Raw genomic sequence first — 21,555 nt, forward strand, 5'->3', positions numbered from 1 at the left:
TGTGTATAAGAGACAGGGGTCAGGTAGCCGTCGCGGACGACGGGGGTGCCGGGGAAGACCTCGTGGGTCGCCTCGTTGTAGGTGTGTGACTCCTGATATCCGAACGCGGGGGTGGACACGTCGATCGCGAGGTTCGCGGCCACGCCCACCGGGGAGATGTCGCCGGGGGAGTGGAATGCCGTCTGGACGCCGAAGAGCTCCGCGAGTGCGACCAGCTTGCGGGTGGGGGTGAGTCCGCCGATCGCGGAGGTGTGCAGGCGCAGCAGGTCGATGCCGCCCTCGTGCACCAGCCGGGCCGCCTCGGTCACCGATCCGATCTGCTCGCCGACCGCGATCGGGACCGGGGAGGCCGCGCGCACCTCCGGCAGGCGGTGGTAGTGCTCCGGCGCGATCACGTCCTCGAGGAACGAGAGCCGGTGTGGTTCGAGCGCGCGCGCCAGCACGATGGCCTGTTTGGGCGTGAGCCGGCTGTGCACGTCGTGCATCAGGCTGACCTCCGCGCCGAAGCGCAGCCTCGCCTCGGCGAACAGTTCCGGCGTGTCGGCCAGGTAGCGGTGTACGCTCCAGCCGTCCGGGTGCGGGGAACGCGGGTAGCCGTTGAGGGTGCCCTTGGCGCCGTAGGTGCCCAGGCCCGGGCCGCCGAGCTGCAGCCTGATGTGCCGGTATCCGTCCACGAGCAGTGCCTCGGCCGCGTCGAGGGTCTCCTGCACCGTGGCGCCGTGTGCGTGCGAGTACACCTCGACCGCGGCGCGGCTGCGCCCGCCGAGCAACTCGTAGACGGGCATTGCGGCGCGCTTGCCCGCGATGTCCCACAGCGCCTGGTCGACCCCGGACAGGGCGTTGTTCAGCACCGGCCCGTTGCGCCAGTACGACGAGTAGTGGATCAGCCTCGTGATGTCCTCGATGTCGGCCGGGTGCCGGCCCACCACCAGCGGGCCCACGTGCTCGTCGACGGCCGCGGCGACCGCCGCGTAGCGCTGGGTGAAGGTGGCGCAGCCCAGGCCGTAGAGTCCCGGCTCCGAGGTGTCCACCCGGACCACCACCAGCGGTGCCCCCTCCGGCGCGGTGACCACGGCCCGCACCCCGGTCACCCGCAACGCGTCGCGCGCGGGCCACGGCGGCTGGGCCTGGGGCAGGGCGCCGTCCGGGCCGAGCAGTCGGTTCGGGCCGTCCTCGGCCCGCTCTATGACGGACAATGTCCTCACTCTTTCGTGGCGACGACGCGGAGATGGGCGCGGGAGAATCGGCGGGCGTTGACGGTCACCGGCAGCACGATCCGCTCCGGCGCGCTCGGGCGGCCGGCGCGGATCCGCCTGTGCAGCAGGCGCATCGCCTGCTCGCCCATCTCCCGGGACGGCAACGAGACCGCGGCGACGGTGAGCGGGAGTACGTCGAAGGGCCCTGCGTCGTCCATGCCGGCCAGGTCCACGTCGCCGGGGATGTCGAAGCCCAGATCGACCAGGTCCTGCGCCGCGCCGGCGAGCACGTAGCCGTTGGCGCACAACAGAACGCTCGGCGGCTGCGGTGCGCGCAGCAGGTCGAGCAGCCGGGTTCGGCGCTGCTCCGGCGTCAGCTCGTGGTAGGAGGTCAGGACGGTCAGGTCGGCGCGTGCGGGGATGTCGTGTCTGCGCAGCGCTTCGAGGTGGCCGGCCAGCCGGTCGCGGACGCTGGTCGCGTCGATCTCGTCCCACAGCGTCGCGATCACGCGGTGGCCGCCGGCGATGAGTTCCTCGGTCAAGGTGAGACCCGCGCCGTAGTTGTCCGCGACCACGGCGTCGGCCTCGATCTCGGGCAGGTACCGGTCGACGAGGACGAGCGGGATCCCACGGCGCCCCGCCTCGAGGTAGACGCTCGCGAGCGAAGCCGAGTGACCCGGGTAGGCGACGATGCCGCTCGCTCCGTGGTCGAGCGCGGCGCGCAGTGCCTGCTCCTCCCGATCCGGATCGTTCTCGCAGTGGCTGAGGTAGAGCCGGTATCCAAGCTCCGCGCAGGCGGATTCGACCCCTGCGAGCAGATTCCCCACGTGCGGTCCGTGATGCTGCACGATGCAGGCGATCGAGCCGTCGCCGGCCGCGGGCCGATCCGAGGCACGCGGGGCGACGAAAGTGCCCTGGCCGCGCCGGCGCACCACGTGGCCCTCGGCGACGAGATCGCTCAGCGCACGCACCGCGGTGGCGTGGCTGACCCCGAAGTCCTCGCAGATGCTGCGCTGGGTCACGAACGGCACGTCGGGGGAGAAGCGCCCGGCCTCGATGGCGGCGATCAGTTCGCGCTTGACCTGTTGGTAGCGCGGGATCCGCGGCGCGTCCGCTGCGTCTGGCATGGGCCTGAGTTTAACAGGGTAAACCGTGCCTAGAACAGTATTGACATGTTAAATGAGCGGACTAACATCCGACCCTGTGAAAGTTCTGGTCACCGGCGCAGCCGGAACACTGGGGCGTGAGGTGCTCGCCCGATTGCGATCGCAGGGTTGGACGGTGCGGGCGGACGACCGCGTGCCGGTCGATCCCGGCCTGGCCGACGAGGTCACCAGCGGGGATCTGTGCGATCCCGGGCACGTGGGCGACCTGGTCGCCGGCGTCTCTGCCGTCGTGCACGTCGCGGCCATCCCGGCGCCGATGCTGGCCCCGGAGCGGGAGATCTTCACCAACAACGTGCTCTCCACCTACCAGGTGCTCGACGCCGCGGGGCGCGCGGGTGTGAAGCGGATCGTCTATGTCTCCAGTACCTCAGCACTCGGATTCGCTTATTCCGCGCACGGCACCTCGCCCCTCCAGGCGCCGGTCACCGAGGAGCACGCGTTCTTGGCCGAAGACGTCTACGGACTCTCCAAGCATCTCGGCGAACGGATCGCGCGCACCGTGGCGTTGCGCTGGGATGCCACGGTGGTCAGCCTCCGGTTCCCCTTCCTCGGTGCCGGTGAGCGGCTGCGCCGGCATCTGGCCTCCGTGCACGCGGATCCCGGCAACGACCGCAAGGGCCTGTGGGCGTGGCTGGACACCCGGGACGCGGCACGGGCCGTCGAGGCCGCGCTCACCCGGCCGCTGACCGGCCATCACCTGATCAACGTCGTGGCGCCGGACACGAGCTCGCCGGTGCCGACGGCGCAGCTGATGGCGCGATATCACCCCGGCAGCGTGCTGACTGAGCCGATCGAGGGATTCGGCACCACCTTCTCCACCGCGCGCAGTCGCGAGCTGCTCGGCTTCACCCCGGTACACGGCTGGCGCGAACAAGCCGTCTGAGCGCTGAGAAAGGAATGCACGGTGGACGACGGGAAACGCCCGGTGCTGCGGGTCGGCATGGTCGGCTACGGATTCATGGGCAAGGCGCACTCCCAGGCCTGGCGCAACGCAGAGCGCTTCTACGAGCTACCGCTGCGGCCGGAACTGACCGCGTTGTGCGGCAGGTCGGATCAGGCGGTCGCCGACGCGGCCCGGACCTACGGCTTCGCCGCGTGCGAGACCGACTGGCGCCGCCTGATCGCGCGCGCGGACATCGACCTCGTGGACATCTGCACGCCGGGCGACACGCACGCGCAGATCGCGATCGCGGCGCTGGCCGCGGGCAAACACGTGCTCTGCGAGAAGCCGCTGGCCAACACGGTCGCGCAGGCCGAGGAGATGACGGCCGCGGCCGAGCGTGCCGCCGCGCGGGGTGCCCGCGCGATGGTCGGCTTCAACTACCGCCGAGTGCCCGCGCTCGCGCTGGCCCGGCAGCTGATCGCGGACGGGCGGCTCGGCACGATCCGGCACGTGCGCGCCCAGTATCTGCAGGACTGGATCGTCGACCCGCAGTTCCCGCTGGTGTGGCGGCTGCAGGCGGACAAGGCAGGCTCCGGCGCGCTCGGCGACCTGGGCGCGCACAGCATCGACCTGGCCCAGCACCTCACCGGCCAGCGCATCACCGGTGTCAGCGCCCTGCTCGAGACGCTGGTGCCGGAGCGGCCGCTGCCGGGCGCCTACTCCGGCCTTTCCGCCACGGCCGACGCACAGGCGGCGCGGGGCAAGGTCACCGTGGACGACGCGGCCCTGTTCACCGCCCGCTTCGACGGTGGCGCGATCGGGGTGTTCGAGGCGACCAGGTTCGCCACCGGACACAAGAACGCGATGCGGATCGAGGTCAACGGCTCGCTCGGCAGCGTGGCCTTCGACTGCGAGAGCCTCAATGAGCTGTCCTACTACGACGCGTCGCAGGACGCGGGCACGGCCGGCTTCCGCCGCATCCTGGTCACCGAGCCGACACATCCGTACCTGGCCGCCTGGTGGCCGCCCGGGCACCTGATCGGCTACGAGCACACCTTCACCCACCAGATCAAGGACCTCGTCGAGGCGCTGGCCGAGGGCAGTGCGCCCGAGCCCTCGTTCGCGGACGGCCTGCGCACCCAGCTCGTGCTCGCCGCCGTGGCCGAAAGCGCCGCCGCGAACAGCGTCTTCACCCCGGTACCGTCCGAAAGGCAGGCCCGCGCATGACCCGTCCCGTGACCCTCTTCACCGGCCAGTTCGCCGACCTGCCGCTGGCCGAGGTGTGCCGGCTGGCCGCCGACTGGGGCTACGACGGACTCGAACTCGCCTGCTGGGGCGAGCACTTCGAGGTCGACAAGGCGACCGAGGACGACGCCTACCTGCCGCGGCTGCGCGACCTGCTGGACAAGCACGGCCTGCGGGTGTGGACCGTCTCGTGCCACCTGACCGGCCAGGCCGTGTGCGACCACCCGATCGACGAACGGCATCGCGCCATCCTGCCCGCGCGGATCTGGGGCGACGGCGAGCCGGAGGGGGTGCGCCGCCGCGCCGCGCGGGAGATCGAGGCGACGGTGCGGGCGGCCGCCACGTTCGGCGTGGACACGGTGGTCGGCTTCACCGGCTCCTCGATCTGGCACACCGTGGCGATGTTCCCGCCGGTGCCGCCGGAGATGATCGAGCGCGGCTACGCCGACTTCGCCGAGCGCTGGAACCCGATCCTCGACGTCTGCGACGAGGTGGGCGTGCGCTACGCCCTCGAGGTGCATCCGAGCGAGATTGCCTACGACTACTGGACCGCGCAGCGCGCGCTCGAGGCGATCGGTCACCGCCCGGCGTTCGGGCTCAACTTCGACCCGAGCCACTTCATCTGGCAGGACCTCGATCCGGTCGGCTTCCTCTACGACTTCCGCGACCGGATCTACCACGTCGACTGCAAGGAGTCGGTGCGCCGGCTCAACGGGCGCAACGGCCGGCTCGGCTCCCACCTGCCCTGGGGCGACCCGCGCCGCGGCTGGGACTTCGTCTCCACCGGACACGGCGACGTGCCCTGGGAGGAGTGCTTCCGCATGCTCAACTCGATCGGCTATCAGGGCCCGATCTCGGTGGAGTGGGAGGACGCCGGCATGGACCGTACTGTCGGCGCCCCCGACGCGCTGGAGTTCGTCCGCCGGCTGACCCGGATCGAGCCGCCGGCCGCGTCCTTCGACGCCGCGTTCTCCAGCTCCAGCTGACCCCTCAGCGTTCTTCGACCCGAGCGCCCGCGGGTACGGCGGCGGGCCGATCGCAGGTACTTGCGACCTCCACCGACCTGCCCGAGCTCGCCGCGGTGAGCAGCGATTCCATGACGTCGAGCACGTGGTAGGCGAGCCGGCCGTTCGCCCGGTGCGCCGTGCCCTGCCCGAACGCGCGGGCCAGATCGCCCACGCCACAGCCGCGTGCCGCGTCGCGGTAGCCGCCGCGCTCCGGCACCGGATCCCACTCCTTCGCCTCGGCCCGGAAGATCCGCACCTCGCCCGCGAAGCCGTTGGGGTCCGGCACGGACAGCGAGCCTTCCATGCCGTACACCTCGATGCGCGGCAGCGCGCCCTGCCACACGTCGAAGCTCATGATCAGCGTGGACAGTGCGCCGTCCTCGTGTTCGAGGATGCCGGTGACGTGCGTGGCGACCTCCACCGCGAACTCGGTGCCGGCCCGCGGCCCGCTGCCGATCACGCGGCTCGCGCGCGGGGTGGAGCTCATGCCCACGACCCGCCTGACCGGGCCGAGCAGCGTGACCAGCGCCGTGAGGTAGTACGGGCCCATGTCGAACAGTGGCCCGCCGCCCGGGCGGTAGTAGAACTCCGGCGCCGGATGCCAGCGCTCGTGCCCGGGCGTGACCATGAACGCGCTCGCGCCCACCGGCGTGCCGATCTCCCCGGCGTCGAGCACCGCGCGTGCGGTCTGCACCCCGGTGCCGAGCACGGTGTCCGGCGCGCACCCGACCAGCACGCCCGCCTCGTCCGCCGCGTCCAGCAGCGCGCGGGCCTCGGCGGTGCCGTTCGCCAGCGGCTTCTCGCCGTAGACGTGCTTGCCCGCGGCGATCGCGGCCCGCGCGACCTCGGCGTGCGCGGCGGGGATGGTCAGGTTGAGTACGAGGTCGACGTCATCGGCCGCGTACAGCCCGGCCGGGTCGGTGGCCCGCGCGCCCGGGACGCCCGCCGCGGCCGCGGCCGCGCGGTCGGCGTCCAGGTCGGCGATCGCGGTCACCGAGACGTTGCCCAGCTTCGGCAGGTAGGTCAGGTACTGGCCGCTGATCTGGCCCGCGCCCACCACGCCGACCCGCAGTGCGTTCACCTCGTCGCCCATGCCATGCCCTTCCTGATCATCGAGTCGACCTCCGGCACTTCGAGGTCGGCCAGGTTGTGTCCGATCGTGGTCACGAATATCCGGCCCGCGCCCCAGGTCCGGGTCCAGGTGACGGGTACGACCGTGCCGGCCAGCTCCGGATACTCCGGGTCGGTCACGAAGTCCGTGACGGCCAGCACCTCGACGCCGGGGTCCACGTGCATGAAGTACTGCTCCGTGGTGACCGTGAAGGTGTTCACCCCGGCCATGATCGGGTGCCGCGCGTGCTCGGGCAGCGGGCGCACTGCGTAGGTGACGAAGCCGCTCGGGTGGTGTACGAACTGACCGCCCGTCATCAGCTGGTACCGGGTCTCGCCCCGGAAGGCGTCGACGACACCGCCGTGCCAGCCCGCGAACCCGGTCCCCGCGCGTACCGCGCCGATCAGGCCCTTGGCCTGGTCCCCGGTGATCTGGCCCATCGTCCAGCACTGCACCACCAGGTCGGTGGCCGCCAGCAGGTCTTCGTCGAGGTAGCTGTCCAGGCTGTCGGAGACCGAGACCTGATAGTCCGCGTCCTTGAGCGCGGCCGCGTACCGGTCGCCGGCCTCGACCGGGACGTGCCCGTCCCAGCCGCCGCGTACGACGAGCGCCCGCTTCGTGTGAGTCTGTCGTTGATCGCTCATGAAACCCTTCTGCCCGGCACCCGGCGGCATCCGTCCGCCGGGTGCACGTGTGCTTGATCACTCGCCCTCGGCGGCCTCCGCCACGGCGCCCCGGCCCTGGCCGACGCCCTGGGTGCCCGCCGTCGCGCCGCCCGCGACGCCCTCGATGAGGTAGCGCTGCAGGAGGACGAACACGACGATGATGGGGACCGCGACGATCACCGTGCCCGCCGCGACCAACGGCCACTGCGACTGGAACTGCCCGAAGAAGGAGAACAGCCCCCGGGTGACCGGCCACAGCGAGGGATCGCTGAGCATGACCAGCGGCAGGATCAGGCTGTTCCAGCTGGCCACGAAGCCGAAGATGCCGAAGGTCGCCAGGGCCGGCTTCATCTGCGGGATGATCATCGTGAAGATGAAGCGGAAGTACCCGCAGCCGTCGAGCGCCGCCGCCTCGTCGAGCTCCCTCGGGATGGTTTTGATGTACCCGACGAAGAAGAAGAATCCCGCACCGGCCAGCGAGGTGATGACCAGGAAGCCGAGACGGCTGTTGTACAGCCCGAGCCGCTGGGCCTCGATGAACAGCGGGATCAAGCTGCCCGGCAGGAAGCCGGAGAAGACGAAGAAGGCGTACAGCGCGTTCGAGTGTTTGAAGTACCCGCGTGCGATGGGGAACGCCAGGAACACGCCCAGGATCAGCGTGATCACGTCCGGGATCACCGCGTAAACGAGTGAGTTGATCATCTCGCGGGCGAAGTCGCCCTGCGTCCACGCACTCGTGAAGTTGGCGAAGGTCCACGGGTGCGGCAGCCCGGTCGGATCCTGGAGGAATCCGATGTACGGCTTGAACGCCTGGACGGTGAGATAGACGATCGGCAGGGCGAAGAAGCCGGCCGAGACGGCGATGCACAACAGCTGCACGCCGCCGGTACGCAGCGCCCTGCCGAGGGCGCCCGAGCTCCTGGCTCCCCTGAGGCCGCCCGTGCGCAGGGCGCCGACGAGGTTCTGGGTCTGTGCGGTCACAGCGCGACCTCCCTACGCCGCAGGCCCCACAGCAGCCCGCCGCCGAGCATGAGCGTGAGGGCGAACTGGGCCATCGCGAGCATGGAGCCGTAGCCCAGCGAGGGGTTCTGGCCGAACGCGGCGTTGAACATGTAGAAGCCGATGGTCTGGGTCCCGAACTGGCCGTCCGTCAGCACCAGGATGAGGGCGTATTCGCCGAGGCAGCCCACGACGGTCAGGAACACGTTGACCGTCGTCGCCGGGGCGAGCAGCGGCCAGGTGATGCTGCGGAACGTGCGCCACCGTCCCGCGCCGTCGAGCGAGGCGGCCTCGTAGACGTCCTGCGGGATCCGGCGCAGGCCGGCGATGTAGACCAGCATCGTATAGCCAGTGAACATCCAGACGTTGATGAGAATGCAGAGCGGGAGCGCCCAGGTGGAGGAGCCGAGGAAGGAGTTGGCGCTGCCGAGGACCGCGGTCCAGCCCTTCTCGGCCGGGCCGGCCTGCGGGTCGAGGATCATCGAGAACAGGATGCCGACGACGGTCACCGAGAAGATCTGCGGCATGAAGATCAGGGCGCGGTAGAGCCCGAACCCGCGGCGCCTGTTCTTCAGCAGCAGCGCGAGTCCGAGGCCGAGCCCGATCTGCAGTACCGCGACGCCTCCGGCGTACTTCACGGTCGTCTCGATCGCGGCCGAGAAGTCGGAGTACGAACCCTGGAAGGCGTTGCGGTAGTTGCACAGGCCGCAGAAATCCAGCGGTGTCCCCGGTAGTCCCGAGTACTGCGTGAACGAGTAGTAGATCGTGGCCAGCGACGGGTAGAGCCCGAAGACCAGCCAGCCGATCGTCGGGACCGCGATGGAGGCCCAGGGGATCCAGCGACGGGTCCGCCCGGTTCCGAAGGGACACTGGTTCATGAAAGTCAGTGCCCCAGAGCCTTCGAGTAGGCCGTCGCGGACTGGTCGAGCGCGTCGGTCATCGACTGCGAGCCGAAGGGCTGGACGGCCGTGAGCGTGGGTCCGCCCGCCGCGGTCGGCGCGCCGGTCGGGGTCCAGGGCTGGGTCTGGTTCATGTAGCCCTGTGCGGCGTTCGCCGTGAGCCAGTCGGTCCAGCCGGCCTTGGCCGTCGGCACGGCCGGCTCGGTCGAGAGCGAACCGGTCGCCGCCACCCACTGCGCGTACTCGGCCGGCGAGGTGAAGAAGTCGAGGTACTCCTCGGCGAGCGACTGGTGCTTGGAGAAGGTGGGAATCGCCCAGGACAGGTCGGGGGCGAGCGCGGCCCGGTTCCAGGAGGCGTCGTCGGTGCCCGGGATCGCCATGAAGCCGAAGTTCAGGCTCGGGGCGGTCTGGGCGATGGTGTTGCCGTCCCAGGAGCCGTCGATCAGGAACGGGTAGTTCTCGCTCTGCACCGCCCACTGGGTCGCGGCCGTCGCGGCGGGCACGCCGCTCGCGCTCGGCTCGATGTAGTTCATGATCTTCGCGTAGTTCTGCGCCGCCTGCTGGTAGAGCGGGCTGTTCCAGTTCTGCGTGCCGCTCCAGAACGCCTCGGCCCGCGCCTTGTAGACCTCGTCCACCGCGGCGGCCGGCTTGTCCTGCATCATCAGCTGGTTGATGATGCCGGCCCAGGCGATGTTCTGGTAGCCGTCCTTGCCCGCGACGAAGATCGGCGTGACCCCGTGCGACTTGAGCGTCGCCATGTCCTCGACGAACTCGGTCAGCGTCTTCGGCACGGACAGGCCGTACTTCGCCAGGATGTCCTTCTTGTAGTACATGCCGGTGGTGTTGACGTACTCGGCGACCATGACGCCGTAGACGCCGCCGTTGTAGCCCATCGCGAACTGCTGCGAGGTCGGGTCGAAGCGGGACATGAAGGGCTGGTTCGCGAGGTTCACGAACTGGCCGTTGGCGATCAGCGCCGCGGTGCCCGAGGGCTTGAGGCCGGTGTTCGCCGGCGGGTAGGCCTCGGGGTTCGGCGGGAACTGGGCCAGCAGGTCCACGCTCTTGGCGGCCAGCAGGCTGTTCTGCAGCGTGGGCCACGCGTTGTTGGCCGTGGGCGCCTGCTCGAGCTTGATGGTGACGCCGGGATGCGCCTTCTCGAAGGCGGCGTCCACCTGCTGGGTGAAGGTGATGGCGGTGGGGTTGGTCCACTCGGCGATGGTCAGTGTCTGCGACGAGCTGCTGCCACCGCTGCCGCCGCCGGTGGTACAGGCGGTCAGGCTCGCGGCGATCGCGGCACAGGCGGTGGCCGCCGCGAGCACGCGGCGGCGATGGACGGATCTGGCCATGACGGTTCCTCACAACGTTGTGTAGGCAGGGGTCACGGCCGACGGGCGGTGCGGTGGGAGCACCCGCCCTGGAGGCTTTGTCAGTATCCGATCACGATTGCGACCGCGTCAAGACCCGTTGACGTCCAAGTACTTCTCTGACAGCCGAGGCTTCCTAATCAGGGCTCTTCAGCTGTCATCCTCACAGGCCACTGCGATACGCGGAGAAAACCGGCGGCCGGGGGTTGTTACCACTAACTCTCTTGGTATTGCATACCCCTCACGTCGCCGACGGCGTCCTGGAGGCCGCACCACCCACCCGTCACCGACATCCCTCGAAAGGGGAGCCGATGCTGCGCACGGTCAAACGCGGGGCAGTGCCGCTGCTGTGTTGCCTGGCGACGAGCCTGCTCACCGTTCCCTCCCCATCCGCCGACGCGGCCACCGCCGCGGCGCACGACGGTTCCGGGTCCTCCCGGCAGCTGTGGGCCACCCAGTTCCAGTTCGACGACAACGGCACGCCCTGGTCCGTCGCGATGTTCCGGTCCATCAAGGCCGAGGGCGTGGACGAGGCCGAGTTCAACATGCCCTGGTCCACGATCGAGCCGGCCGAAGGCATGTTCGACTTCGGCGAGCTCGACCAGGAGCTCGCCAACGCGGCCGCCGCGGGGGTGAAGATCGTGCCGATCTTCTGGCAGTCCGGCTGGGGCGGCAGTCCCGCGAGCTGGATCACCGACTTCGAGCGCGACTCCAGCGGCGCTCAGGGCGACGCGCCGGCCTGGTGGGATGCGGGCGAGCAGGACGCTTACTTCCAGTACGTCACCGCCACCGTCGCGCACATCGCCCACGATCCCGGCTTCGGCGGCGCGATCCTGAACTACGGACGGCTCGACGCCCAGTGGGACATGCCGGGCAACGGGTTCGGCGGCTGGGCACCCGCGGACATCGCGTTCTTCCAGCACACCTGGCTGCCGCGGACCTACGGCACGATCGCGCGCTTCGACACCGCGAACGGCACCACGTACACGGACTTCTCGCAGGTCCCCGCGGCCGCCTCCGGCCCACTGGCGAGCGTCTACCAGGCCTTCCGCCTCTGGAGCGTGCAGGACACCTACGGCCGGCTGACCGCCGCGGTCCGGCGGATCACCGGCGGGCCGCTCTACTACTACTTCGGTGGGCACATCTCCAACGCACCGCAGTACGGCAACCTGCCGGAGGTCTTCTTCCAGCTGGCCCGTCGATACGACGTCTCGATCATCGAGGACGCCGCCGCCTCGCCGGGTCTGAGCCTGCTGTTCGGCAGTCTGGCCCGCGCCTACCACGTGCCCGTCGCCCAGGAGTGGACGCCGACCACCGAAGACCTCTACCCCGCCGAGGCGGCGCAGTGGATGGCGAACTACGGCATGACCGCGCCCTACGGCGGCGGTGAGGACTTCTTCATCCACGACGGCACCGACAAGGACGTCGTCGGCTGGCCGCTCTACACCGGCTGGCTTCCGCAGCTCAAGGCCATCTCCCAGGCCGGGTCCTACCCGACGCAGCCGGTCGCCGTGTACTACGACGACTCGCAGGCCGAGGGCAACGCCGACGGCGGGGACCTGTCCGCGATCGAGAACGAGATCACCTCCATCTGGAACGGCTATCAAGCCGGCTTCGCGGTGGTCACCAGCAGCGAGGTCGCCGACCAGGCCGCGCGGCTCGACCGCTACCGCGCGGTGCTCCCGCTCAACGGCACGGACGCGAACGTGACGGCGTATCAGCAGGACGGCGGCACCGTGCTGGCCAGCGCCGCGCAGCTGAGCCAGAGCGCCCCCGCGTACGCCGTGCTCTCCAGCGCCTATGCGCTGCAGACCACCCCGGTCACCGCGGCCGACCGCAAGAGCTCGACGGTGACCCTCGCCGAGGTCAACGCGGCCTTCCCCTACGACGGTTCGGTCACGCTGAACCCGGCCGGGCTCGACCTCGTCCCCGGCACGTACCACATCGTCGACGCGGTCACCGGCGCCGTGCCGTCGCAGACCACGCTCTCCGACGGCGGCATCTGCGCGCCGGTCCACCTGGCCTCGGCCGCGCTCGACCAGTGGAACGTCGTGCCCGGCCCCGCGCCGGCCGGTACCCCGGTCCCGGCCGCCTGCCCCGATACCGGCGGCGGCCCGGCCACCGTGACCGGCACCGCGGGCGTGAGCGGCGGCGGCATCGAGTTCCTCGACGTCGGTGCCACCGGCCTGGGCGGCGACGGCAACCTCTACTCCGTCACCCAGGGCGGGCAGGCCGCGTACGAGACCTGGCCGAACACGCAGACCGGCGTCAGCCCGGCCAATGTCTACCTGCAGATCGACCCGTCCAGCCAGGTGTACACCGCCTCGACGGTGGCCGTCGCCGTCACCTACTGGTCGGTGGCCGGCCAGGGCTTCACGGTGCAGTACGACGCCCCCGGCGACGCCTACCTGAACGGGCCCAGCGTCACGGGAAGCGGCACCGGCAGCTGGCAGAGCGCGACCGTCACGCTGACGGACCCGCAGTTCGGCGAGGCGCAGAACCTCGGCGCGGACCTTCGTCTGGCCGTGGCCGACCCCTCCCAGCCGCTCTACGTCAGCAGCGTGACGATGTCCGTGGCAGGCAGTTGACAGGTCGTCCGGCGGGCGCCCGCCGGCCGACCCGCGCAGCACCGACAGCTCCGCACAGCTCGATCCGTTTCGAAGGGACCACCGCACCGTGCACGACGATCGCAAGCTGGTCGAGGACCGCATCTCGCGGTATCTCGACCGCCACCTCCGTCCCGCCCTCTACACCGCGCACGCCGCGCTGAGCCTCAAGGCCCGGCACGTGCCGGGCGAGCCCGTGCCCGTGGCCGAGGCGCTGCGGGCGCCGGAGGCCGAGTACCTGCCCTTCACGCTCGGCCAGACCTGGGGCGGCCCCTGGTCCACCACCTGGTTCCGGGTCACCGGGCCGATCCCGGCCGAGTGGGCGGGGGAGCGGATCGAGGCCGTCTTCGACCTCGGATTCGACCCGACCCGCGGGCCGGGCGGCCAGGCCGAGGGCCTGGTGCACAGCCTCGAGGGCTGGGCCGTGCACGGCCTGCACCCGATGAACCGGGCCGTGCTGATCACCCCGGAACTGCGGGCCGTGGACGGCACCGTCGACTTCCTGCTCGAGGCGGCCGCGAACCCGGCGATCGAGAGCGCGCACGCCCGCGACATGCACTTCGGCGACCGGGAGACGGCCGGCGAGGAGCCGCTCTACCGCCTGGTGGCCGCCGAGCTCGCGGTGCGCGACGAGGAGATCTGGCAGCTGATCCACGACGTCGAAGTCCTCGACCAGCTCATGCGCGCACTCGACCAGGGCAGCTCGCGCCGGCACGAGATCATGCGCGCGCTCGAGCGCGCCGCCGACGCCACCGATCTGAAGGACATCCCCGGCACGGCCGCGGGCGCGCGGGTAGAGCTGGCCGGCATGCTCAGCCGCCCCGCGTACGCCTCGGCGCACCGGGTCAGCGCGGTCGGACACGCCCACATCGACTCGGCCTGGCTCTGGCCGCAGCGCGAGACGATGCGCAAGTGCGTACGTACGTTCTCGAACGTGCTCTCGCTCACCGAGGAGTACCCGGAGCTGGTCTTCGCCTGCTCCTCCGCGCAGCAGTACGCGTGGGTCAAGCAGCAGCGGCCGGAACTGTTCGAGCGCATGCGCAAGGCGGTCGGCGAGGGCTCCTTCGTCCCGGTCGGCGGCATGTGGGTGGAGGCCGACGGCAACCTGCCGGGCGGCGAGGCACTGGCCCGTCAACTGGTCTACGGCCGCCGCTTCTTCGCCCGCGAATTCGGCATCGAACAAGACGGGGTCTGGCTGCCCGACTCCTTCGGCTACACCGCCGCGTATCCGCAGCTGGCCCGGCTGGCCGGGGCCGAGTGGTTCCTGAGCCAGAAGCTGCACTGGAGCGAGACCAACGCGATGCCGCACCACACCTTCCAGTGGGAGGGCATCGACGGTACCCGGATCCTGACCCACTTCCCGCCGATCGACAGCTACAACGCGGAACTGACCGGCTCCCAGCTCGCCCACGCCGAGCACAACTTCCGGGACAAGGGTGTGGCCGGTGCCTCGCTCGCCCCCTTCGGACACGGCGACGGCGGCGGCGGCCCCACCCGCGAGATGCTCGAGCGGGCCCGCCGGCTGCGCGACCTCGAGGGCTCGCCTCGGGTGGACGTCGAGAACCCGTCCGCGTTCTTCCGCCAGGCCGCGGCGGAGATGGCCGCGCTGCCCAAGGCTCCGGTCTGGCGAGGCGAGCTCTACCTCGAATACCACCGCGGCGTCTACACCAGCCAGGCCAGGACCAAGCGGGGCAACCGGCGGGCCGAGTCGCTGCTGCGCGAGGCCGAGCTGTGGGCGGCGACCGCGGCCGTGCGCGCCGGGGCGCCCTACCCGCACGAGGAACTCGACGAGCTGTGGCAGCAGGTCCTGTTGCATCAGTTCCATGACATCCTGCCGGGCACCTCGATCGCCTGGGTGCACCGCGAGGCCGAGCAGGTCTACGGCGAGATCCACGGACGGCTCGAGGCACTGATCGCGGACGCCGCGGCGGCGCTCGCGCCCACCTCCGCCGATGCGGACGCGGACGCGTCGGGCCCGGCCCTGCTCAACGCCGCCGCCCACGACCGCCGTGAGGTCGTCGTGCTCGCCGAGGCGCCTGCGCCCGCCGATTCCGTCGGTGCCGCGCCCACCGCCCAGGGGCTGTCCGACGGCCGGTTCGCGGCCTTGGCCGAAGCCCCCGCGCTCGGTGGTGGCGCACTGGTACAGGTGTCCGCCGACCTCGCGCCGGTCACCGTGACCGCGCTCGCGCAGGGCGGATACCTGCTGGCCAACGGCGTGCTCGAGGCGCGGCTCGACGAAGACGGAGTGCTCCGCTCGGTCAGGGACCTGGCATCCGGCCGGGACGCGATCGCTCCCGGCGGCACCGGGAACCTGCTGCAGCTGCACCCCGACGAGCCGAACCTGTGGCCCGCCTGGAATCTGGAGCGCCACTATCGCAACACCGTCCGGGACCTGACGGCCGATCACGGTGCGCGGGCCACGGTCACTGTGACCGATCAGGGCCCGCTGCTGGCCGTCATCCGGGTCGAGCGCTCCTTCGGTGCCTCGAAGCTGATCCAGGACCTGCGGCTGGCGGCCGGCGCGCGCCGGCTGGAGATCGGCACGGACATCGACTGGCGTGAGCGAGCCGCCGTGCTCAAGTCCGCCTGGCAGTTCGACGTGCACGCCGAGCACACCAGCGCGGAGATCCAGTTCGGCCACCTGAACCGGCCCACCCACGAGAACACCTCCTGGGACGCGGCCCGGTTCGAGGCCTGGGCGCACCGCTGGGTGCACGTCGGCGAGCACGGGTGGGGTGCGGCCCTGATCACCGACTCGACCTACGGGTACGACGCCACCCGGCAGACGCGGCCGGAGGGCGGCACCACCACGACGGTGCGCCTGACCCTGCTGCGGGCCCCGAACTCCCCGGATCCCAAGGCCGACCTCGGCAGGCACCGCTTCGGCTACGCCGTCGTGCCCGGCGCCGACACCCGCGACGCGTTGGCCGAAGCGCACGCGCTGAACCTGCCGCTGCGTCCCGCCCCGGCCGGCGCGGCCCCGCTGCCGCTGGTCCGCGTGGACAACCCGAACGTGGTGGTGGAGAGCGTCAAACTCGCCGACGACCGGTCCGGCGACGTCGTGGTCCGGCTCTACGAGGCGCGCGGCGGTCGGGCGAACGCGCGCCTGACCACCGGCTTCGAGCCGACCGTGACGCAGGTGACGGACCTGCTGGAGCGGCCGACCGGCCGGCTCGAGGCCGTCGGCGGCGCACGGGAACTGACCCTGCGTCCGTTCCAGATCCTCACGCTGCGGCTGGGCCGGAACGCGGGCGTCGATGGCTGAGATGCCGTCCTCCGTCGGCGCGGCGGCGGGCGCCGAGGGGCACCCGCTGCTGCGCCGGTGGGCCGCCGGCGACGGCCCGCAGGCACTGCGGGCGAGCATCGTGCTGCTCGCCGCGGAAGGCCTCAACAGCGCCGCGATCGCCCGGCGGCTCGGGGTGTCCAGGCAGACCGTGACCACCTGGCGACAGCGCTACGCCGCCGAGGGCCCGGACGGGCTGCTCGACCGTTCCCGCAGCGGCCGGCCGAAGGAGGTGGACGAGGGCGAGATCGTCATCGGCGTGCTCACCTGCGCGCCGGACGACCGTACCTCGCGGCTGTTGGCCCGCAGGCTCGGCTGCTCGCACACGGTCGTCGCGCAGACCCGCCGGCGCTGGAACCTGACCGGCAGTCAGCTCGCGGTGCCGAGCATACCGATGACCCCCGCCATCGAGACCAGTGACCTGTGGCCGGTCGGGGTGCACCTCGACGCCGAGTGCACCGTGCTGGTCCTCGCCGGCCGTCCGGCCTCTCCGGTGCCTCCCGCGCGCGGCGTCGTGGACGCCTACGCGCTCTGCGCCGTCAGCACCGCGATGACCGACGCGGTGGCGACCGCGGTGGAGACCCCGGCCGCCGTGCTCGACGCGCTGGCGCAGGACCCGGACGGAGTGGTGCACTTCCTGGAGGCGGTGCGCCGCACGCACCCGCAGTCCGAACTGCACGCGGTGGTCCTGCGGGCCCGCTCCTCGCTCCTGGATCCCTTCGGCGGCGACCCGCGCCGGCCCTCCATCATCGAGTCCTGCGCCCGGCTGGAGATCACGGTCCATCAGCCCCCGCCACGGATCAGCGAAGTCTCCTTCGCGTGCGCGGTGTTCGGCCTGGACGCGGCCCGGCATCCGGAGTCCTCCACCCGGGTCCTGCTCGACCTCGCCGCCGCGCTCTCCGTCTACGCCGCCGGGCAGGCCCGCAGACGGGCGCGCTGGATCCGCGAACCCCTGCCGGCGCTGCCGATCCCGACCACCTGGCCCACGGCAGCCTCGATTGGGCCGGCCCCCCGGCCCGCTCCGGTGGTGCCGGCGGGCACCGCCTCGGCCGCGGCGTCCCCGGCCGCGCAGCGCACCGCAGGACCCACCTCCTCCACGGAGGTGCGCGGCGGTGCCAACCAGATCGACCTCGGCTCCTTCAACGAGTGCGTGGTGATCGAGACCGTGCGGGTGGCGGGCCAGATCACCCGGGGCGAACTGGCCGAGCTCACCCGGCTCACCCAGCAGTCCGTCTCCCGCATCACCCGCTCGCTGATCCAGCGCGGCTTCCTGGTCGAGGAACGCCGACGCCACTCGGCGGTCGGCAAGCCGAGCAGCCCGGTGCGGCTGCGCGACGGCGCCGCGCACGCGCTCGGCATCCACATCGATCCCAACGTGCTCACGGCGGTCCTGGTCGACCTCTCCGGCCGCATTGTCGCGCGCCGGTCCGAGCCGATCACCGCCGACCCGCGCCCCGGCGCCGTGGTGACGCAGATCGCCGCGATGGGCGAGAGGGTGCTCGAACAAGCCGGGCGCGGCCGGTGGGAGCAGGGATTCCTCGGCATCGGCGTGGCCACGCCCGGGCCGGTGGACACCGTCTCCGGCACGGTGCTCGACGCGCCGCTCATGTCGGTGCTGCGCGACGTGCCCCTGCGCACCCTGCTGGAACGCCGTTTCGCCTGTCCGATCGTGATCGAGAAGGACTGCTCCGCGGCCGCCGTGGGCGAACGCTGGATCGGCCGCGGCATCCGCGCCTGCGACTTCGTCTACCTTTATCTGGGCACCGGTGTCGGAGCGGGGCTGTTCCTCAACGGCGACCTGTACCGGGGCCTGACCGCCAACGCGGGGGAGTTCGGCCAGCTGTGCGCGGTGACGCTGGGCCGGATCGACGCGGCCGGCCGGCCGGAACTGCTGCCCGAGTGCAACCCGGCGAGCTATCACCTGGTGGATCACAGCCTGCGCCAGGGCGGGCGCGGCCCGAAGAACCTGACGGTGCAGCAGGCCGCGAAGGCGATCGGCAAGGGCGTGCTCTCCGTGATCGACCTGCTCGACGTCGGCCTCGTCGTCGTCGGCGGACCGTTCTTCACCGAGGACGTCGCGCACATCTACCTGACCGAGATCGAGCACGCGACCAACGCCTACCCCACCGCCCGGCGGCTGCGCCAGGTGCGGGTGGAGCGGTCCGTGAACAGTAGCGAGGCCGTCGCCGTGGGGGCCGCGTCCACGATCTTCCACGCCGCCTTCACCCCGCGCCTGCGCCGTCCGCGTTAGGTTCGCGTGCTTACCGGTTACGCGCCCGGGTCCGGCAGCAGTCCGGCGGTGACGAGTCCGACGAGGCGGTTCACCGCTGCGTCGTCGGGCAGGTCCGCGGCGGCGGCCAGTGCGTGCAGGGCGTAGGTCGCGAGTTCGTCGGGAGCGGTGTCGGTGCGGATCGCGCCCGCGGCCGCGGCGTCGGCGACGAGGTGGGTGACGAGGGCGCGCAGGTGTTGTTGGGCGGTGTCGGTGTGGGCGCCGCGGTGTAAGAACGAGGTCAGGTCCCCGGGGTGGGCGCCGCGGTGGCGCGAGAGGTGGGCGTAGCCGGTCAGCACCGCGCGCAGCGCCGCTCCCGGGTCGGTGTGCTCGTCGCGGATCGCGGCCAGCCGCGCCAGATGCGCGCCGATCTGGCGCTCGTGCCAGGCGATCACGATCGCCTCGACGTCGGGAAAGTACTTGTAGAGCGTGGCGCGGCCGATTCCGGCCTGTTCGGCGATCTGCGACATGGTCACGGCGCTCAGGCCGCGTTCGCCCACCAGCCGCCACGCGGTGTCCATGATCGTTTCCCGGACCGTCTCGCGGTGCCCGGCGATCGTCTCGTTCCACAGCTTCGGCACCCCCTGAGTGTACAGTGCGCCGCGTGTATGACACTCTGGATCGACTAGGACACTCTGTATTGAAAAATCCGCGGCAGTCGCGCGCGGCCGCCGTCCGAATCTGAAACGGAGTCATCCCGATGCCTACAGCCGACGCACGCATCACCACCGACCGCGCGGAACGCTATCTGGAGCAGTTGTGCAGCCACCTCGGCGCGATGGGGCACATGCGCCACGTGCCCGCGTCCGGCCACGGCGGGGCCGAGGTGGCCCGGGTGGAGCACGTCGAGAAGTCGGCCACCGGCGCGGTGATCCGCTTCGCCGAGGGCTGTTGGGTACTCGACGCCACACCGGACGCGCTGATCCTGCGCGTCGAGGCCGAGGATCCGGCCACGCTCGAGCGGCTCAAGGCGTCGATCGCCGCGCGGATCGCGAAGATCGGGCGGCGCGATGGCCTGACCGTCGCATGGAGCCAGAGCGCTGCCGCGGACACCCACGACGGCCCGCACCGATCGCACGGCGCCACCGCCAACGCCGAGGCCGATCCGGAGCCGGCGCGGCGCCGGCGGTGGCGACAGGCCGGCTGGCTCGCCGTGGTCGCGCTGGCCGTCGCGGTGCACCTCGGACTGATCGGCTCCCTGCTCGGCCCGGGGCGATGGAAGGATGCTGCGGCCGACGCGATCCTCGCGATTCTCGGCATCAAACTCGTGTTGGTCGCTCTGCACGTCCGTTCCCGCCGCAGCGCCGCGGGCGGCAGCTAGACCCCGGTGTGCGTGTAGGCCGCCCAGAGGGACGGAGACGCGCGGCGTCGGAAGCCGTCTCGGACCCGGGTGACCGCGTCGTGCAGAGCCGTTGCCGAGCGGGAGAGGTCGATGGTCTTGCGCCGGCCCTCGAGCCCGGCGTAGAAGGCGTCGGCGACGTCCACCGCGATGGCGTCGTTGATCGGCCAGAGTGTTGCGATGACGTGCGGGTAGCCGGCCAGTTGGAAAGCCGACGCGAGGTGGATCCCCTCGTCGGCCAGGTCGGCGACCCGGTTGCGCATCGTCTCGCAGGCCGAGAGGTAGGCCAACTGTGCATGGTGCAGCCGCGCGGTGGTGAGGCTCGAGACGGTGAAGGGCCGCTCGCGGTGGTCGTGCAGGAAGAGCTGGCTGCGAGACGGGTCGCTCGGATGGCTGGTGCCGTGGCAGCAGAAGTGCGCGATCTCCGCCGTCGCCAACCGTGCGACGACCTCGTCTCTGGTCGGTGTGTCCGCGTCCTCGACGCCTTCCCGCTCGATCAGTACCACGGGCTCGGGAAGACGCCGGGCCAGGAGTTCGGCCTCCCTCAGCACATTGTCGAGCGATCCGCGGATGCCGGGGGTCACCGGCATCGCGACGATCAGCGAGTGCTCCGGCGGGAGCAGCGTTCGACGGCTGCGCGCGTAGCCGAGTGCCCGCACGGTCGGCGTGTACGACGAGACCACCCGGTCAAGCACGCTCTGCCCGGCGCCTTCCCGCCGGTGGTATCCGGCGGCGTGCAGGGGCAGCATCCCCAGCAGACCGCCCGGTGCCCACCAGATCCGGGGCCATCTCTCGCCCGCCTGAGGGGCCCGATCGTGGCCGAGATGACGCAGTACCGGCTGCGCGGCGGTGTCCCAGAGCCACTCCAGGACCTCGCACAAGACGCCCTCCGCCCGCGTGCGTTCCCGGCGGTCGGGGCTGAGCCTGGCCGTGGCGAGTGCGTCCTCGAAGGTCTCGATCCGTTCGCCGAGTGTCTTGATATCCAAGTCTTGCAATTCGACGTCGGCGACCCCCTCGGCGGTGACGACGAGCGCGTCACTGCGGTACCTGCTGATGTTGAACACGACGATCGGCCCGGCGGAGGCCTCTCGGGTGAGTTCCTCGGGCGGCGCGGGCAGCAGGAAGGAGCCGAACCCCTCTCTGCCCCTGATCTCGGTCAGCAGATCCGTGAACGCCGCGGCCGTGTCGTCTCGGTCGGCGGCGACGGCCGGCGTGTCCTGCCCCGGCTGGAGCATCAGCGCCGCCGCGTCCTCGGCGTCGTGCGAGGTGTCGAGTCGATCGCGGAGCCTGACGAACCGTTCGGCGAGAGCGGGATGGGCGATGAACAGCGGGGTGAGGTCGGTGCGCAGGTCGAGTGCGTGTCCCTGCAGCACGGACCGCCCGAGTTCGAGCAGGCCTAGAAGTCCGATGAAGATCTTCGTGGTCTGATGTGGCGGGTCGGCGTAGCCGGCCCGCCACTGGCCTGTTCATGCTGGTGTCGGCAGGTTCCAGCGTCCGTTGGTGCGGGTGAGGCCGAGGTTGAT

General features: G+C 71.2%; 16 protein-coding genes. 7 read left to right on the forward strand and 9 right to left on the reverse strand.

Annotation, left to right across the window (positions count from 1 at the left end):
* On the reverse strand, positions 1 to 1,196 hold a 1,196-nt coding region (locus KDL01_RS25115), incomplete at its 3' end, for an enolase C-terminal domain-like protein (RefSeq protein ID WP_246576955.1).
* Between the two features lie 5 nt (positions 1,197 to 1,201).
* Positions 1,202 to 2,323, reverse strand: a complete 1,122-nt coding sequence (locus tag KDL01_RS25120; protein WP_212531059.1) for a GntR family transcriptional regulator — start codon at positions 2,321 to 2,323, stop codon at positions 1,202 to 1,204.
* 76 nt (positions 2,324 to 2,399) lie between these two features.
* Here KDL01_RS25120 and KDL01_RS25125 point away from each other — a divergent pair, with 76 nt between their 5' ends.
* From KDL01_RS25125 to KDL01_RS25135, 3 genes are read left to right on the forward strand one after another with little or no spacing between them, the layout of a single operon-like run.
* Positions 2,400 to 3,245: an NAD-dependent epimerase/dehydratase family protein gene (locus tag KDL01_RS25125; protein ID WP_212531060.1), complete on the forward strand. Its 846-nt coding sequence runs from the start codon at positions 2,400 to 2,402 to the stop codon at positions 3,243 to 3,245.
* Between the two features lie 57 nt (positions 3,246 to 3,302).
* A complete protein-coding gene (locus tag KDL01_RS25130) occupies positions 3,303 to 4,472 on the forward strand; it encodes a Gfo/Idh/MocA family protein (RefSeq protein ID WP_212531073.1) in 1,170 nt (389 codons plus the stop codon).
* Positions 4,469 to 5,476 carry a sugar phosphate isomerase/epimerase family protein gene (locus KDL01_RS25135; RefSeq protein WP_212531061.1) on the forward strand — a complete coding sequence of 336 codons (1,008 nt, stop codon included), beginning with the start codon at positions 4,469 to 4,471 and terminating at the stop codon, positions 5,474 to 5,476. The genes KDL01_RS25130 and KDL01_RS25135 overlap by 4 nt, the downstream gene beginning before the upstream one ends.
* Positions 5,477 to 5,480: 4 nt before the next feature.
* On the opposite strand, the gene KDL01_RS25140 is transcribed toward KDL01_RS25135, so the two are convergent.
* From KDL01_RS25140 to KDL01_RS25160, 5 genes are read right to left on the reverse strand one after another with little or no spacing between them, the layout of a single operon-like run.
* Entirely contained in the window at positions 5,481 to 6,590 is a 1,110-nt protein-coding gene (locus KDL01_RS25140; RefSeq protein ID WP_212531062.1) for a Gfo/Idh/MocA family protein, read from the reverse strand.
* Positions 6,575 to 7,252 (reverse strand): ThuA domain-containing protein, encoded by a 678-nt coding sequence (locus KDL01_RS25145; RefSeq protein WP_212531063.1) that lies wholly within the window; start codon positions 7,250 to 7,252, stop codon positions 6,575 to 6,577. Before KDL01_RS25145 ends, KDL01_RS25140 begins: the two co-directional genes overlap by 16 nt.
* A 57-nt stretch (positions 7,253 to 7,309) precedes the next feature.
* Positions 7,310 to 8,254, reverse strand: a complete 945-nt coding sequence (locus tag KDL01_RS25150; protein ID WP_307846578.1) for a carbohydrate ABC transporter permease — start codon at positions 8,252 to 8,254, stop codon at positions 7,310 to 7,312.
* Positions 8,251 to 9,150 (reverse strand): carbohydrate ABC transporter permease, encoded by a 900-nt coding sequence (locus tag KDL01_RS25155; RefSeq protein ID WP_212531064.1) that lies wholly within the window; start codon positions 9,148 to 9,150, stop codon positions 8,251 to 8,253. The genes KDL01_RS25150 and KDL01_RS25155 overlap by 4 nt, the downstream gene beginning before the upstream one ends.
* A 5-nt stretch (positions 9,151 to 9,155) precedes the next feature.
* Complete coding sequence (locus KDL01_RS25160; RefSeq protein WP_212531065.1) at positions 9,156 to 10,517, reverse strand: ABC transporter substrate-binding protein; 1,362 nt, start codon at positions 10,515 to 10,517, stop codon at positions 9,156 to 9,158.
* A gap of 329 nt (positions 10,518 to 10,846) precedes the next feature.
* Between KDL01_RS25160 and KDL01_RS25165 the strand changes: the two genes are divergently transcribed.
* From KDL01_RS25165 to KDL01_RS25175, 3 genes are all read left to right on the forward strand, one after another.
* Entirely contained in the window at positions 10,847 to 13,123 is a 2,277-nt protein-coding gene (locus KDL01_RS25165) for a beta-galactosidase (RefSeq protein WP_212531066.1), read from the forward strand.
* An 88-nt stretch (positions 13,124 to 13,211) separates the two neighbouring features.
* Complete coding sequence (locus KDL01_RS25170) at positions 13,212 to 16,406, forward strand: alpha-mannosidase (RefSeq protein ID WP_212531067.1); 3,195 nt, start codon at positions 13,212 to 13,214, stop codon at positions 16,404 to 16,406.
* Positions 16,399 to 18,675, forward strand: a complete 2,277-nt coding sequence (locus KDL01_RS25175; RefSeq protein WP_212531068.1) for an ROK family protein — start codon at positions 16,399 to 16,401, stop codon at positions 18,673 to 18,675. Before KDL01_RS25170 ends, KDL01_RS25175 begins: the two co-directional genes overlap by 8 nt.
* Before the next feature lie 17 nt (positions 18,676 to 18,692).
* Here the strand turns inward: KDL01_RS25175 and KDL01_RS25180 are convergent, their stop codons facing one another.
* The gene (locus KDL01_RS25180; RefSeq protein ID WP_212531069.1) at positions 18,693 to 19,274 is read right to left on the reverse strand and encodes a TetR/AcrR family transcriptional regulator; all 582 of its coding nucleotides are present in this window, start codon (positions 19,272 to 19,274) and stop codon (positions 18,693 to 18,695) included.
* Between the two features lie 119 nt (positions 19,275 to 19,393).
* On the opposite strand from KDL01_RS25180, the gene KDL01_RS25185 reads away from it, so the two are divergent.
* Complete coding sequence (locus KDL01_RS25185) at positions 19,394 to 20,014, forward strand: DUF2218 domain-containing protein (RefSeq protein WP_212531070.1); 621 nt, start codon at positions 19,394 to 19,396, stop codon at positions 20,012 to 20,014.
* Here KDL01_RS25185 and KDL01_RS25190 read toward each other — a convergent pair.
* The gene (locus KDL01_RS25190; RefSeq protein WP_212531071.1) at positions 20,011 to 21,405 is read right to left on the reverse strand and encodes a CHAT domain-containing protein; all 1,395 of its coding nucleotides are present in this window, start codon (positions 21,403 to 21,405) and stop codon (positions 20,011 to 20,013) included. The genes KDL01_RS25185 and KDL01_RS25190 overlap by 4 nt on opposite strands.
* Between the last annotated feature and the right edge of the window lie 150 nt (positions 21,406 to 21,555).

Source organism: Actinospica durhamensis (assembly GCF_018139695.1).
In the GTDB taxonomy this organism is placed as follows: Bacteria; Actinomycetota; Actinomycetes; order Streptomycetales; family Catenulisporaceae; genus Actinospica; species Actinospica durhamensis.